Annotated in this window: 11 protein-coding genes; 2 read left to right on the forward strand and 9 right to left on the reverse strand. The window is 72.4% G+C overall.

The window, feature by feature from the left end; all coding sequences use genetic code 11:
- Positions 1-353: 353 nt before the first annotated feature.
- The 5 genes from KLO01_RS08075 to KLO01_RS08095 form a co-directional block, all read right to left on the reverse strand.
- Positions 354-4169, reverse strand: coding sequence for a heterodisulfide reductase-related iron-sulfur binding cluster (locus KLO01_RS08075; RefSeq protein WP_147063989.1), 3816 nt, complete (start codon positions 4167-4169; stop codon positions 354-356).
- A gap of 138 nt (positions 4170-4307) precedes the next feature.
- The gene (locus KLO01_RS08080) at positions 4308-5861 is read right to left on the reverse strand and encodes an alpha/beta hydrolase (RefSeq protein WP_147063991.1); all 1554 of its coding nucleotides are present in this window, start codon (positions 5859-5861) and stop codon (positions 4308-4310) included.
- 104 nt (positions 5862-5965) lie between these two features.
- The gene (locus KLO01_RS08085) at positions 5966-6532 is read right to left on the reverse strand and encodes a hypothetical protein (protein WP_147063993.1); all 567 of its coding nucleotides are present in this window, start codon (positions 6530-6532) and stop codon (positions 5966-5968) included.
- 21 nt (positions 6533-6553) lie between these two features.
- A complete protein-coding gene (locus KLO01_RS08090; protein ID WP_147063995.1) occupies positions 6554-7030 on the reverse strand; it encodes a hypothetical protein in 477 nt (158 codons plus the stop codon).
- 38 nt (positions 7031-7068) lie between these two features.
- Positions 7069-8043 (reverse strand): TIGR03557 family F420-dependent LLM class oxidoreductase, encoded by a 975-nt coding sequence (locus KLO01_RS08095; RefSeq protein WP_147063997.1) that lies wholly within the window; start codon positions 8041-8043, stop codon positions 7069-7071.
- A 298-nt stretch (positions 8044-8341) separates the two neighbouring features.
- Here KLO01_RS08095 and cysK point away from each other — a divergent pair, with 298 nt between their 5' ends.
- Entirely contained in the window at positions 8342-9277 is a 936-nt protein-coding gene (cysK, locus tag KLO01_RS08100; RefSeq protein WP_147063999.1) for a cysteine synthase A, read from the forward strand.
- Between the two features lie 4 nt (positions 9278-9281).
- On the forward strand, positions 9282-9914 hold the full coding sequence (gene epsC, locus KLO01_RS08105; RefSeq protein WP_371860257.1) for a serine O-acetyltransferase EpsC: 633 nt from the start codon (positions 9282-9284) through the stop codon (positions 9912-9914).
- 43 nt (positions 9915-9957) lie between these two features.
- Here the strand turns inward: epsC and KLO01_RS08110 are convergent, their stop codons facing one another.
- The 4 genes from KLO01_RS08110 to KLO01_RS08125 all read right to left on the reverse strand — a co-directional run.
- Positions 9958-12615 carry a CHAT domain-containing protein gene (locus KLO01_RS08110; protein ID WP_147064001.1) on the reverse strand — a complete coding sequence of 886 codons (2658 nt, stop codon included), beginning with the start codon at positions 12613-12615 and terminating at the stop codon, positions 9958-9960.
- On the reverse strand, positions 12527-13030 hold the full coding sequence (locus KLO01_RS08115; RefSeq protein ID WP_147064003.1) for a hypothetical protein: 504 nt from the start codon (positions 13028-13030) through the stop codon (positions 12527-12529). Before KLO01_RS08115 ends, KLO01_RS08110 begins: the two co-directional genes overlap by 89 nt.
- Entirely contained in the window at positions 13027-13659 is a 633-nt protein-coding gene (locus KLO01_RS08120) for an RNA polymerase sigma factor (protein WP_147064005.1), read from the reverse strand. The genes KLO01_RS08115 and KLO01_RS08120 overlap by 4 nt, the downstream gene beginning before the upstream one ends.
- The coding region (locus tag KLO01_RS08125) for a S8/S53 family peptidase (protein WP_147064007.1) at positions 13656-14688 on the reverse strand (1033 nt) is incomplete at its 5' end. The genes KLO01_RS08125 and KLO01_RS08120, both read right to left, overlap by 4 nt.

Genomic DNA, 14688 nt, shown 5'->3' on the forward strand with positions numbered 1-14688 from the left:
CGCCGAGCGCGTCGAGGCCGGCGGCGAGCTCGGTGCCGTTGGCCTGCCACAACACGGATGGGAGCGCGGCGGCGGCCTCACGGGCTGCGTGCAGGCGTTGCACGCATTCCACGTAGGTCAGCTCCGTCGCTGTGGTCATACAGAGAACCTACGGGCCGGCACCGACAGTCGTGGGGCGCCGAAACAGGCTGTGGCGCAACCTTATTCGGTCCTGCGTATGCCGTTGGTCACCAGTGTCACATCAGGCTCAGGTGTTGCGCTTCGGGTGGGAAAGTCCCGCCCGAAAATGGATGGGCATACATCGAGCCCCCACCGGTTCGGTGCCGATGGGGGCTCGATGAGACGCGCGGTGCTCAGTCCCAAGGGTCGGGGGCGTTGAGCAGGTCGTCGGCATTGGCCGGCTTGGCCGGTGCCGTAGGCGCCTTCGAGTCGTCCGCCTTCTCTGTCGTGTCGACAGCTTCGTCGCCGTCACCGGCATCGACATCGGGGTCGGCGTCGGACGCGACCTTGGACTCGGCCTCGGACTCGACATCGGTCGTGTCCTCGGGCTCGACCTCGGAGGTCTCGCCCTCGACGTCCGACGAAGGCTGCTCGTCGGCGTTGGAGGCCGCGGTGGCGGCGTCGGTGGTCAGGCTGGCGCGCTCCGAGAGGTCGTCGGCGTCGTCCCACGGGTCGGGCGAGGCGAGCAGCTCGTCACGGTTCGCGACGTCGGACTGCGCTGCCACGGGCGCCGGCGACTCCTCCTCCGTGTCGTCACCCTCGGTCGCATCCGCCTCGTGTGCCTCGGGCTCCGTCGTCGTCTCCTCGGAGTCCGCCGCGGATGCGGTGTCGGGCTCGTGGGCCTGCAACTCGTCGGCAGCGGCGGTGGGCGCGGCAGCCGCTGGGGTGGCGGGCTCGTCCCACGGGTCGACGTCGTCGGCGGCTGCGGCCGTGGCGGGTGCCTCGGTCGACTCGGCCGTGGACGCGTCGGTGGCGGTGTCGGGCTCCTGGGCCTGCGGCTCATCGGCATCGGCATCGGCATCGGCCGTGGGCGCGGCAGCCGCTGGGGTGGCGGGCTCGTCCCACGGGTCGACGTCGTCGGCGGCTGCGGCCGTGGCGGGTACCTCGGTCGACTCGGCCTCGGGCGCGTCGATGGCGGTGTCGGGCTCTGTGGCCTGCGGCTTGTCGGCGTCGGCCTTGGAAGTCGCAGCCGCGGGTGCGGCGGGCTCGTCCCACGGGTCGACGTCATCAGCCGCTGCTGCAGAAGCTGGGGTCTCGGTCGACTCGGGCGTGGACTTCTCAGCCTTCGCGTCCTCGGCATCGGCCTTGGGGGTCGCAGCCGCTGGGGTGGCTGGCTCATCCCACGGGTCGACGTCGTCGGTCGAGGCCGCGGCCGCGGTCTCCATCTTCTCGGGCGAGGGGGCGCCCTCGGAGGCTGATGCCTTCGCCTCGGTCTGGGGCGTCTCCGCCTTCGAGTCCGGAACGGACGGCTCGTCCCACGGGTCGACATCCTCGGCCGGAGCAGCCGAGGTCGGGGCCTCGGGCTCTGCGGTCTTGGCCGCAGATGGCGCAGGCTCGTCCCACGGGTCTGCTTCGGCGGCGGCAGCGGGCGCCTCGGTCTTGGGTGCTTCCGGCTCGGCAGCCTTGGCGGCAGGGGCGGGCTCGTCCCACGGGTCTGCCTCGATGTCGGCGACCGGGGTCTCGGCCCGGGTCGTCTCGGCCTGAGCGCTGTCGTCCTTCTCGGACTCGTCCGCCGTGGTCGCAGCTGCAGCGCCGCCTGCAGCCGCGGCACCAGCCGCAGCGGCACCGGCAGGAGCAGCGGAACCGGACTGGCCGGCATACTCGGCCGACTCGGAAGCGACCGCAGCGGCAGCCGACTCGTCCACGGAACCCTCGTCGGAGTCCGTCTCCGAACCACGACGCACGGCAGCGAGCAGCATCTGCGCGACGTCGACGACCTCGACGTCCTCTCCGACACCCTCGGACTGCTTCGCCGTCAACCCGTCGGAGATCATGACGCGGCAGAACGGGCAGCCGATGGCGATCCGCTCGGCACCGGTGGCCAAGGCCTCCTCGGTGCGGTTCATGTTGATGCGACCGCCGAGCTTCTCCTCCATCCACATGCGAGCGCCGCCGGCGCCGCAGCAGAACGACTTCTCCTTGGAGCGCTCCATCTCACGCAGCTCGACGCCGGGCAGGGCGCCGATGAGCTCGCGCGGCGGGGCGTAGACACCGTTGTGGCGACCGAGGTAGCAGGGGTCGTGATACGTGACAGAAGGAGCGGTCGAGGCGGCGTTCTTGGCCGACGACATGCCGGGAGCGTCGGACGGACGCGCGACCGGCACGAGCTTCTTGTCGCGCACGAGCCGGTTGAGCAGCTGCGTGTGGTGGACGACCTCGAAGCGACCGCCGAGGTCGGGGTACTCGTTCTTGATCGTGTTGAAGCAGTGGGCGCAGGTGACGACGATCTTCTGGGCGCCGGCGTCGTTGAGCGTCTCGATGTTCTGCTCGGCGAGCATCGAGAAGAGGATCTCGTTGCCGGCGCGACGGGCGGAGTCGCCGGTGCAGGTCTCGCCGTCACCGAGCACCGCGAACGACACACCAGCGGTGTCGAGCAGCTCGGCGACCGCGCGCGTCGTCTTCTTGGCGCGGTCCTCGTAGGCACCGGCGCAGCCGACCCAGAACAGCCAGTCCACCTCGGACGCCGACTCGACGTCCTTGCCGAGGATCTTGACCTCGAACGGCAGGTCCTTGGCCCAGTCGAGACGGGCGCGCGCACCCATGCCCCACGGGTTGCCCTTGGACTCGAGGTTCTTGAACAGCCCACCGAGCTCGGAGGGGAACGCCGACTCGATGAGCGTCTGGTAGCGGCGCATGTCGACGATGTGGTCGACGTGCTCGATGTCGACGGGGCACTGCTCGACGCAGGCGCCACAGGTGGTGCACGACCACAGGACGTCCTCGTCGATGACCGCGTCCGGACCATGCGGGTTGTATGCCGTGAGCGGGTTGTCGATGTCGTAGCCGGTCTGCCCGATGAGGGGGAGCTCCGCGAGCGCCGTCGTGGCCGCCGGGAGTGACGCGCGGGCCTCCTCGGAGGCGGTGAGCCACGGCGACTTCGCGTTGGCGTGGTCTCGCAGCGTCATCATGAGCATCTTGGGCGACAGCGGCTTGTCGGTGTTCCACGCGGGGCACTGCGACTGGCAGCGGCCGCACTCGGTGCAGGTGGAGAAGTCGAGCAGGCCCTTCCAGGTGAAGTCCTCGACCTTGCCGACGCCGAGCACCGGCTCTTCTTCGGACTCAGTGTCCTCGTCGCCGTGAAGTGCCTCCATGGCCTCCATCGAGAACGGCTGTCCGTCGCCCATCGTCATCGGCTTGAGGTTGCCGAGCGCGGTCCGGCCCGAGGCCTCGCGCTTGAACCAGATGTTGGGGAAGGCGAGGAAGCGGTGCCAGGCGACACCCATCGTGGGGGTGAGCGAGATGGTGATCATCCACGCGAACGAGATGATGATCTTGACCGTCGCGACGAGGACGATCCACGTCTCGAGCCCGTCGACCGACAGCCCCGAGAAGACCCCCGACAGCCAGCCGGTGAGTGGGAAGTGGAGCCCGATCGACTCCTCCGGGTGCTGGACCTTGGTCAGTGCGGCCTCGAGGACACGCAGCGTGAGGATGCAGAGCGTGACGCCGAGGATGGTGAGCTCGACGTAGTAGGCCTGCCACCAGGTCGACCCGAAGAACCGGGAGCGCCGCCCGTTCGCACCGGCCGCCGAGCGCGGGTGCTTGAGCTGGCGGATGACCATGAGCACGACGATGCCGACGAGGCCGGTCCACGCGAAGACCTCGGTGAGCCACTCGTAGGGCGGGAAGTGCCCGATGACCGGCAGCTGCCACTCCGGCTTGATGAGCTGCCCGAAGGCGTTGACGAGCGTGCCGAAGAGCAGCATGAACGACAGTGCCGTGAACCAGTGCGCCACCGCGACGACCGGCAGCCGTGACATCCGGGTGTGCCCGAGGAACTCCTTGGCCAGGGTCACCGAGCGCGACATCGGTGAGTCGGTCCGGCGCGGATCCGCCTGTCCCACACGGTAGAGCGCGACAAAGCGCCCGATCTGGCGGAAGAGCAGGGCCCACCCCACGAGCATCAGCGGGAAGCAGATGGCGGAGGCGACGATCTGGAGCGCGGACATGGCCGCGAGTCTAATGTCGGCCGAGCGGACGCCTCCTGATCAGTGACGACGCTCGCACCCGTTGTGGCACGACTCACGACGCCTGCCCGTATGCCGTGGACCTGCAGCTTTGTCGTCAGCACCGGGGCGCGTGGCGGCTCAGGCCCCCGCGGGGCACGTCGTCCCCACCGCAGGCACACGGAGGTCGACGAGGTAGTCGACGACGTACTCGCCGATGCACCGGCTGCGACCGAAGGCGGTGTGGCCCTCGCCCTCCCAGCTGAGGAGGACGGCATGCCCCAGGAGGTCGGTCATCCGCTCGGCGCCGACGTAGGGGGTGGCCGGGTCGTGCCGGGTCCCGACGACAAGGAGGGGGCGCGGTGTCGCGGCCGACGATGGCGGGAGGGGCGTGCGCGGGACGTCCCAGAAGGCGCAGCCGAGGAGGTTGAAGGACCCCCACGCGCCGAACGTCGGGTCGTCGCGCACGAGTCGGGCGGCCGCGGTCCGCACCTCTACCTCGGTGGGGTCGTCGTCGGTGTCGTTGCAGTTGATGACGTACTGCGCCTGGGCCTGCGTGTCCGGTGGTTCGTCCCCCTCCGGACGGGGCCGGACGGTGGCCTCGGCCAAGGCTCTCAGCCCACCGGAGTCGCCGGCGGCGGACTCGGTGAGGGTCGCCGCGAGATCGGGCCAGCGGGCGTCGTCGTAGAGCGCGGCGACGACACCGTCGACGACGTCGGACCCCGTCGTGCCCGTGAGGTCCGACCGGCGCAGGCTAGTGATCGGCGACTGCTCCGCCCTGCGCACGAGCGCCGGGACGAAGGCCCGCACGTCGCCGAGGGCGGCGCACTCGGACCGACCCTCGCACCAGTCGGCGAACCGGCCGAAGGCGCTCTCGAACCCGTCGACCTGGCGCCGGATCATCTCGGTCCACGCGACGTCGGGGTCGGTCGGTGCATCGAGGACCGCGGCCTCGACCCGGTCGGCATGGAGCCGGGCGTACTCCGCCCCGAGCTTCGCGCCGTAGGACCACCCGACGTAGCGCAGCCGGTCCACGCCGAGGGCGAACCGGATCGCCTCGATGTCCTCGGCCGTCGCGGTCGTCGAGTAGTGGCGGGCGCGTTCACCCAGCGTGGTGCTGCACTCCTGCGCCCACGACCGCGCGACGGTGGTCGCCGCGGCATACCCGGCATCGGTCGACAGGTCGAGGATCGGTGTCTCCGGCCGTCGGCCGACGCAGGCGATGGGGTCGGACCTGCCGACGCCGCGCGGGTCGAACCCGATGACGTCGAAGGAGTCGAGGATCTCGCCGGGCAGCCATCCGACGAGGACGGCGGCGTTGTCGACCCCGGACTGTCCGGGCCCGCCGGCGATGAGGAGCAGCGGCGGTCGAGCCTCGTCGCTGCGCCGCGAGATGCGCAGCAGCCGGACCTCGACCTCGCCGGACGTGGCGCCGGTGCGGTCGAGGGGGACCGTCAGCCCGGCACAGCTGAGGTCGAGGCGGGCCATCTGCTCGACCGGGACGCCCAGCGCCTTGGTGTCCACCGTGCTGCCGCACGACGACCACGCGAGCGAGGAGTCCTGGTGGTCCGCCGGGGTGCACGCCGCGAGGGAGGCCACTGCGAGACACGCCACCGCGAGGGACGCCGCCACGACCGATGCCGGCACGGGGCACGCGAGCCTGCCTCCCCTGTGGGCGCGGATGGCCGACCGCATGCGTCAAGTGCACCACCAGCGCCCCCGCCCGTCACGCGCTTGACGGTATTGCGCGGAACGGGGGGCGCGGGTCCGGGCAGCGCACAGCGGCCGAACAGCGGGGGTCAGCGACGGCGGAAGAGGCCCCGCTTGGCCGCGGGCTCCGCGCGCACGACGTCGGTGAGCGGTCCGGGGTCGACCGCCGAGACGCCGAGCGCCTCGCGGGGGATGCCGAGGAGGTCGACGACGCCGAGCAGGACGCGGGTCGACAGGTCGGGCCAGACCTCGGGCCGCGGGTCGAGGATGAGGGTGTCGGCGAGCTGGGGCGTGAGCTCCGGCCGGCCGAGCTGGGCCGCGAGCTGTCCGGCGTTGGCGGCCCACTGCTTCTGGAAGCGGGTGAGCCCCGACCCGGTCGGCGGCTGCCACCCCGCGCTCCACATCATCGTCGCCGAGCTCGTGTTGACGGCCGTGCAGACCGCGATGGTCGACCCGAGGTCGAGGACGCCGAGGACGCGGTGCTGCGTGGCCTTGCTGATCCGCGTCGCGGTCTCGGTGGGGAAGCTCGTGATGTGGGGACTCAGCCCGACGACGGTCCAGCCGTCGAGGCGCCCCACGAGCGCCGGCTCCGCGACGGCGCCGGCGACGAGCTCCGGCGGCGCGGTGGTGAGGAGGGCATGGGTGGGTGAGGACATGCGGGTCAGACTGCCAGCAGGTCAGCCGATCGTGGCGCCGTTGCGACCGAGTGTCTCGACGAACGACGCGAGGTAGCCCCCGAGCCGCCGCTCGTAGCGCTGGTCGAGCGGGCCCACCGGACGTTGCAGCTCGCGGCTGACCCGCAGGGTCACGGGCTCACCGGTCGGCGGCTGCAGCCGGACCCGGGTGACGTCGACCCAGCGCGTCGGCGCGAGGATCCGCACGCCGACCCGGTCGGCAGGTGACTGCCACTCGGGCTGGGTGGAGCCCGGGGCGAACCACGAGACCTGCCCGCCCTCGACCCGGACACGGGACGGCTGCCGCGTGGCCATGAGCCGACGCAGCGGCCAGACCGCGAACTCGCCCTCGGGCAGCAGGCGCTGCTGCTGGCCCATCGTCTGCCGCTCGAGCCGTCCCGCGCGGGCTCCCCGCACACGGGAGACGACGAAGCTCACCAGCGAGATGCCGAGGGCGATGACGACACCTTCCACGATCATCCGCACAGGATAGGAGTGCCGGGCGCCGCCCGGGCCGTTCAGGAGCGCAGTCGCTCGAGCAACGGCCCGGCGGCCTCGGCGAGGAACCGCTCCTGGTGCTCGCCACCGATCTGGACCAGCGCCAGGTCGGTGAACCCGGCCGTGTCGAACTCGGCCACGGCCTCGGCGATGGCGTCGAGGTCGGGACCACAGGGGATCGACCCGGCGACGTCCTCACGGCGCACGAACTGGGTTGCGCCGTTGAACCCGGCCGTCGTCGGCAGGTCGGCGTTGACGGCCCACCCCCCGGCGAACCACCGGAACTGGTCGTGCGCCCGCTCGATCGCAGCCTTCTCGTCGGGGTCCCAGCAGATCGGGATCTGGCCGATCGCGCGGGCCGCGCCGCCGATCGTCGGCGCGCCCTCCGTCGCGTTCCACCCCTCGACGAGCTCGGCCTTGGGCTCCACGGCGACGAGGTGGTCGGCCAGCGGGGCGAACCGGGCGATCGACTCCTCGCCGCTCACCGCGACACCGATCGGCACACCGCCGTCGGGCAGGTCCCAGATGCGGGCCGACTCCACGCGGAAGTGCTCGCCGTGGTGGTCGACGAGCTCACCGGTGTGCAACGCCCGGATCACCTCGATCGCCTCCTCGAGCATGTCCTGCCGCGTCGCCACGGCCGGCCAGCGTTCGCCGACGACGTGCTCGTTGAGGTTCTCGCCGCTGCCCAGGCCGAGGGTGAAGCGCCCGTCGGCGAGCAGCTGCACGGTCGCGGCCTTCTGCGCGACGACCGCCGGGTGGTAGCGGATCGTCGGGCAGGTCACGTAGGTCATGAGGTCGACCCGTTCGGTCGCGTGAGCCACGGCCCCGAGGACGCTCCAGGCATACGGCGCGTGCCCCTGCGACGACAGCCACGGGAAGTAGTGGTCGCTCATGACCTCGAAGTCGAAGCCCGCCTCCTCGGCGCCCACGGCCCAGCGGACCAGGTCCTTCGGTCCGCTCTGCTCGGTCATCAACGTGTACCCGATGCGCATGCTCAGCTCCTCGTCGTCGTGTCCCTCGACCGTAGGTGCGCCCCGGCGCCCGCGCACCCTCCCAAGGGAGGTGCCCGCGGACGGTCGGCGGAGGGCGTCCACGGCAGGGGCGCGGACGGCATACCGAGGCCTGCGGGCGAACGCGCACGAGATCGGGAGCCGGGACGGGAACGTCGAGGGATAACGTGGTGTTGGAATGCACATAAGCAGTGCCCACGTTTCTGGGACACTGGCACGACACATCGACCCACCCGCCCACCGGCGACAGCGCCGGGCGACACGAAGCAACGGAGACCTCATGCCCATCCTCGAGGACGTCACCCAGGCCGTCGGCAACACCCCGCTCGTGCGGATCAACCGGATCATCGAGGCCCCGGAGGGCACGACGGTCGCGGCGAAGCTCGAGTTCTACAGCCCGGCGAGCTCGGTCAAGGACCGCATCGGTGTCGCGATCGTCGACGCCGCGGAGGCCTCCGGTGAGCTGCCCCCGGGCGGCACGATCGTCGAGGCGACGTCGGGCAACACGGGTATCGCGCTGGCGATGGTCGGCGCGGCCCGCGGCTACAAAGTCGTCCTCGCGATGCCCGAGTCGATGTCGAAGGAGCGCCGCGCGCTGCTGCGGGGCTACGGCGCCGAGCTCGTCCTCACCGACCCGGCCACCGGCATGAAGGGTGCCGTCGCCAAGGCCGACGAGATCGTCGCCGAGCGCGAGGGCGCGGTCCTCGCCCGCCAGTTCGCCAACGAGGCCAACCCGGCGATCCACCGCAAGACGACCGCCGAGGAGATCTGGCGCGACACCGACGGCAAGGTCGACATCGTCGTCGCGGGCATCGGCACGGGCGGCACCATCACCGGTGTCGGCCAGGTGCTCAAGGAGCGCAACCCCGACGTCAAGGTCATCGCCGTCGAGCCCGAGGAGTCCGCGATCCTCAACGGCGGCCAGCCCGGCCCGCACAAGATCCAGGGCATCGGCGCCAACTTCGTCCCCGAGATCCTCGACACCGACGTCTACGACGAGGTCATCGACGTCAACGCCACCACCGCGGTCGAGTGGGCCCGCAAGGCCGCCACGCAGGAGGGCCTGCTCGTCGGTATCTCCTCCGGCGCCGCGCTCGCCGCCGCCAACCAGGTCGCCACCCGCCCCGAGAACGCCGGCAAGACGATCGTCGTCATCATCCCGAGCTTCGGCGAGCGCTACCTCTCGACCGTGCTCTTCGAGGGTCTCGTCGACTGACGCGATGCTCACGACACCACCAGCCGGTATGCCGTTCGCTCGCCTGCGGTCCCGCCTCCAGCGGGCCGCGGCGAGCGTTCGTGAGGACGTCGACGCCGCCGTGGCGCGCGACCCCGCGGCGGCCTCGCGCACCGACCTCGTGCTCAACAGCCCCGGCCTGCACGCGATCTGGTCCCATCGGCTCGCCCACAAGCTGTGGGAGCGCGAGCACCTCAAGCCCGCGGCGAGGGTGCTGTCTACGGCCACCCGCGCGGTGACGGGCGTCGAGATCCACCCGGGCGCGACGATCGGCAAGCGCTTCTTCATCGACCACGGCATGGGTGTCGTCATCGGTGAGACGGCGGAGGTCGGTGACGACGTCATGCTCTACCACGGCGTCACCCTGGGCGGCCGCTCGCTCGCCAAGGTCAAACGGCACCCGACCGTCGGCAGCCGCGTCACCATCGGGGCCGGCGCTCGCATCCTCGGACCAATCGAGGTCGGCGACGACGTCCAGATCGGCGCGAACTCGGTCGTCGTCAAGGACGTCCCCGACGGCGCCATCGCCACCGGCATCCCGGCGCGGGTCCGCTTCCCCGGACACCCCGGCGAGGACCCCTACGAGGCCTTGTTCAACGAGCCCGCCCTCTTCATCTGACGGTGCTCAACTCACCAATTCCTCCCCGTCGTCACGCTGACGCCTAGCGCGTCCGTGGCGGAGGGGAGGAATTGGTGAGTTCACCACGGGACCAGGTGCTGCCGTAGGCGCAGAACGCCTCGCCGCCCGGCACCGCCACCGCGGTCTGCTGCAGGGCCGTCGCGACGTCGGTGCCACCGACGAGCCGCTCGTGCAGGTCGACCATCGCGGCGGCAGCCACCTCGTCGTGCACCGGGTTGGTCGCGGCGACGACGCACTGCGCCCCGAGCCCCAGCAGGGCCGCCGCCAGCCCCAGCGGCTCGTCCCCGGGCCGCCCGCGGCTGCGTCCGACGTCGCACGCCGACAGCACGACGAGCTCGGCCGCCAGTGGCGCCCGCAGCTCGTGCGCGAAGACCGGCCCGTCAGCCATGTCGAGCGACGAGAAGAGCGGGCTCTGGTCGACGTGGTGCCCGTGCGCGGCCAGGTGCACGACGCTCGCGGTCGAGAGCGCGGAGCGCACGTCCGCGGAGACGGCATACCCGGTCGTGGTGGTCCCGGACGTCGCTCCCGTATGCCGTCCCCACGCCTGCGCGACCGCCCGCACCTCCTCGTGGGCCCGGGGTAGGCCGGGTCCGGACAGCGCCGCGACGACGGGCGCGCGTCCCGCGGTGACGGGTCGGCGCACCCACGCGGTGGCCGAGGGCGCGGCGACGACCGGATGGTCGCGCAGCGAGGGCAGGGCCCGCCAGGGGAGCGACGCCAGCGCCACTGTGGGCACGACGACCACGGTGCCGGCGAGGTCGACCCCGCGGAACAGCAGGGTGTCGACCTCGCGCAGCGACGACTCGCGGGCACGGGCGAGGAAGGCTGCCATGGAGGGTCGCGCCACCGCTGCGGCCCGCACGTCGGAGGTGAGCCTGGCGGTAGCCGTCGCGATGGCGCGCACCGGGCCGAGCACGCTCTGGCTCACGCAACCCCCGCCGAGGACGAGCCGCACCACGGTCCCGCGGACCTCGTGGAACGTCACGAGCGTCGCGTCGCGCTCGTCCGCGGTGCGGGCCGTCTGCTCGAAGCCCACGGCCCGCACGTCGGCCTCCGCCCGGTCACCGCGGGCCGCCCGCAGCCGCTCGGTGATCTCGTCCTGGAGGACGACGGCCTCGCGCTGGATGCTCGACAGGGGGGTGTCGTCGTCGGGGCCGAGCTGCCGCAGCCGCCGGAGCCGCGCGACGAGGGCCGCGGTGCGCTCGTCGTCCGGGGGGCGCAGTGGCGGTGCCCGGTGCGAGGCGGCACGCCAGCGCTCGACGCTCTCGAAGACGTGCGGCAGCGAGCCCGAGTCGGTCGCCGAGGCCACGTCGGCATCCCGGATGCGGGCGGCGTGGAACGCCAGCCCGGCCCGGATCTCCATGCTGTGCACCCCACCCTGCTCGAGGGCGAGCTGGGCGGCGGCCTCCTCGAGGATCCCGGTGGCCCGGGCACTGTCGCCCTCCGCCGAGGCGAGCCGTGAGGCGAGCAGGTGCTCGTGGAGGCGGGCTCCGAGGGGCTGGGGCTGGTCGGTGACGAGCCGGGCGAGGTCGGTGCGTGCGGCCTCGTGGTCGTGACGGTCGAGGGCCACCTCGATGCGGATGCGCGTGGCGAGCCGCTCGGACGGGGTGACGGGCGAGGAGGTCGCCCACTTCGCCGCGACCCGTGCCGCGCGGGTGAGGTTGCGTCCGACGCCGAGGTCGACCGCGGCGCCGAAGAGCTCGACCTCCTCGGTCCGACGGTCGGCGTGGAGCGCGCGGAAGGTCCGCACCGCGTGCCCGGCGCGGACCCGGGCCTGACCGACGTCCCCGCGCAGGAGCGCCGAGCGGGCGAGGTCGAGCTGGACGTCACCGCGCTCGAGCGGCTGCCGGTCGCGACGGGCCGCGGCCAGCCCACGCTCGAGGACGGTCTCGGCCTCGTCGATGAGCCCGGCGTCGAGGAGGACGTTGCCGAGGTCGAGCAGGCCGCGCGCCGTCGTGATGTCGACCGGCATCTCGGAGGCCTCACGCATGAGGGTGAGGGCGCCGGGGATGTCTCCGGCGAGGTAGGCGAGGCACCCGAGGTTGTGGCGCGCCTTGTACTCCTGGGCGGGCAGTCCGTGCTCGACGGCGAGGGCCAGCGCCTCGTCGAGGTCCGCGCGACCCTCGTCCAGCTCCCCGAGCGAGACGGCGGCGAGCCCGCGGTTGAGCAGGGCCGAGCAGCGCTCGCGTGGCACGAGGGCGTCGAGGTGCGGGCCGACGTGGCGGAGCTCGTCGAGGGAGGCGATCCAGTTCGAGCTCATGACGTGGATCGCCCCGGCCTGGAGGTGGGCGAGCACCTCGAGCAGCGGCACCCCGTGCTCGCGGGCGAGGTCCTGCACGCCGGCGAGCATCGTCAGGGCGGCCTCGGGGCCGTCGATCCCCAGACGCGAGACGGCCCGGGTGATGAGGATCCGGGCACGGAGCTGCGCGAGCTCCTCGTCCGACTCGGCCCCCGACGAGTCAACCTCGTCGATCGTGTGGAGGGCACGGGACAGTGCCGCATCGGCGCGCCGGTAGTGCCCCGCCGAGTTCTCGGCCTGGCCGAGCTGGTGCAGGTTGCGGATCGTGTCGAGCGTGGTCGTCGGCGCTTCCTCAGATCTCGATCCCGGGGGTGATGACCGGGCGGGTGCCCGGCTCGTCGTGGTGGCGGATGACGAGGTGGACGGTGCCGCGCTCGACACCCTCGAAGACGAAGCGACCCTCGTCGTCGGCGGTCGTCACCGCCGATCGTGACCGTTCGCGCAGCTCGACCTCGGCGCCGGGCGAGGTGACCCACCCGCGCACGGTCGTCGTGCCGCGGTCGGCCTCCTCGAGCGTCACCATGATGCTCAGCCCGTCGCTCTCGAAGGTCACGGTCGTGGCCCGGTCGTACTCGGTGGTGCGGACCGTCCCGGCCATCGAGCCCTCGTTGATGAGGTGGGCGACCTCGGCCTCGAGGCTGGCGACGGTCATCGCGAACTTCACCCGTCCGGTGAGGCCCGGCGGGACGGGGTCGACGGCGGAGAGGTGGTCGCGGACCAGCGCGAGGGCGCGCTCGTCGTCCGCATCCATCGGCTGGCCGGCGAGCAGGTCCTCGGTGTCGTTCGTGGGCGTCATGCCGTCACCTCCCAGGTGGGGTCTGCCGTGAGGGCCAGCCGGAGCTTGGCCAGGCACCGGCCGCGGGTGGGGCCGATGCTCCCGACGGGGATGCCGAGGCTCGCGCTCACCACCGAGTAGTCGGGGCGGTCGACGAACGCGACGAGCCGCAGCAGCTGCTGGCAGCGTGCGGGCAGGCTCTCAATGTGCTGCCAGATGGCGCGGGCGAGCTCGGACTCCTCGGAGGCCAGCGCCGGGTCGGGGGAGGCCGCCGGCGCGGTCGGGTCGCTCGTCGGCGGCTCGTCCCACGGCTCGCGCGGGACGGTGCGTCGCCCGCGGCGCACGGCGCTCCATGCCTCGCGCTTGGTCGTCATGAGCAACCACTGGAGGACGGCCTGCGGGTCGGCGATGTCATGGGTGTGCTCGACGAGCCGCAGCCAGGTCGTCTGGACGACGTCCTCGGCCGTGGCGCGGTCGGCGCCCTGGGACCGCGCGGTGTGCCAGAGCAGCGGTGTCACGTCGTCAACGAGCCGGTCCATGGCGCTCGAGTCGCCGTCACGGTGGCGCGAGAACGCCTGTGCCGCAGCGACGGCCAGACTGGGCGCGGTCTGTCCGGCCTGCTCCGGCCGGTCGGTCCGGCCGGTGCTCACGGTGTCTCCTCCAGCGCCTTGCCTGCGGTCTCGAGCACCGCGGCCACGACCTTGCGGGCGCGCTCACCGAGCTCGTCGGCGCCCTTGGCCAGCCGGGTGCCGAGCCCCCGGGCGATGTCGCCGGCCAGGGCAGGCGCCGCGAACGACGTCCCGCTCCACACGCCGAAGCCGCCGCTGTAGTCGTCGGTGTCCACGGCGCCGCGGGTGGGCACGGCGGGCATGGCCGTCGCGTCGGCCGGCTGGAGCACCTGGCCACGGCGCGAGGCGTTGAACGTCGTCGGCATGGTGCTCACGACCGAGGTCGCCGCGAGGTAGGCCTGCACCCACGGTCCGGTGTTCGAGTAGACCGAGACGGTGCGTCGATCGGGGTTCAGGGCGCCGACGCTCACCATCGGTGCGCCGGTCGTGACCTGCGCGGCGTAGGCCGCGGGGAAGAACTCGACGTCGCTCGCGTCGTTGCCGACGGCCGCCACGACCGTGACGCCGAGGGCGGCGAGGCCGCGCAGCACCCGGAAGAGTGCCTCCTCGTCGTCGAACGCGCCGGGGGTCTCGTGCCGGTAGCCCAGCGACAGCGTGACGACGTGGACGGCCCGGGTGGGGTCGCCGTCGCGGGTCGCGATCAGCTGGCGGGCATAGAGGCCGGTGAGCGCGCGAACGACGTCGACCTCGTCGGCCACCCCGTCGCCCCACATGACCGGGACCGACAGGATCCGGGCGTCGGGGCAGTGCTGGCGGATGACGCCCGCGATGAAGGTGCCATGTCCGGCGAGGCGGTCGAGGTGGCCGTTGACCGGGTCGATCGTCACACCGTGGTCCTCGGGATCGTGGCCGGCGGGGAACGTCACGCCGAGCGAGGACGCCGATCCGTCCGGGTGGCGCTCGACCCCGGTGTCGAACCACGGGTGCGCGCCCAGGCCGGTGTCGAGCACGGCGACGACCGGGCCGTCCTCGACCGACGCCTTCGGGACCGGCGCGGACCACACGACGGGGAACCGGCCGCCGGATCCACCACCGATGCCGTCGCCCCAC

Origin of the sequence: Knoellia locipacati, assembly GCF_007992835.1 — a bacterium.
In the GTDB taxonomy this organism is placed as follows: Bacteria; Actinomycetota; Actinomycetes; order Actinomycetales; family Dermatophilaceae; genus Knoellia; species Knoellia locipacati.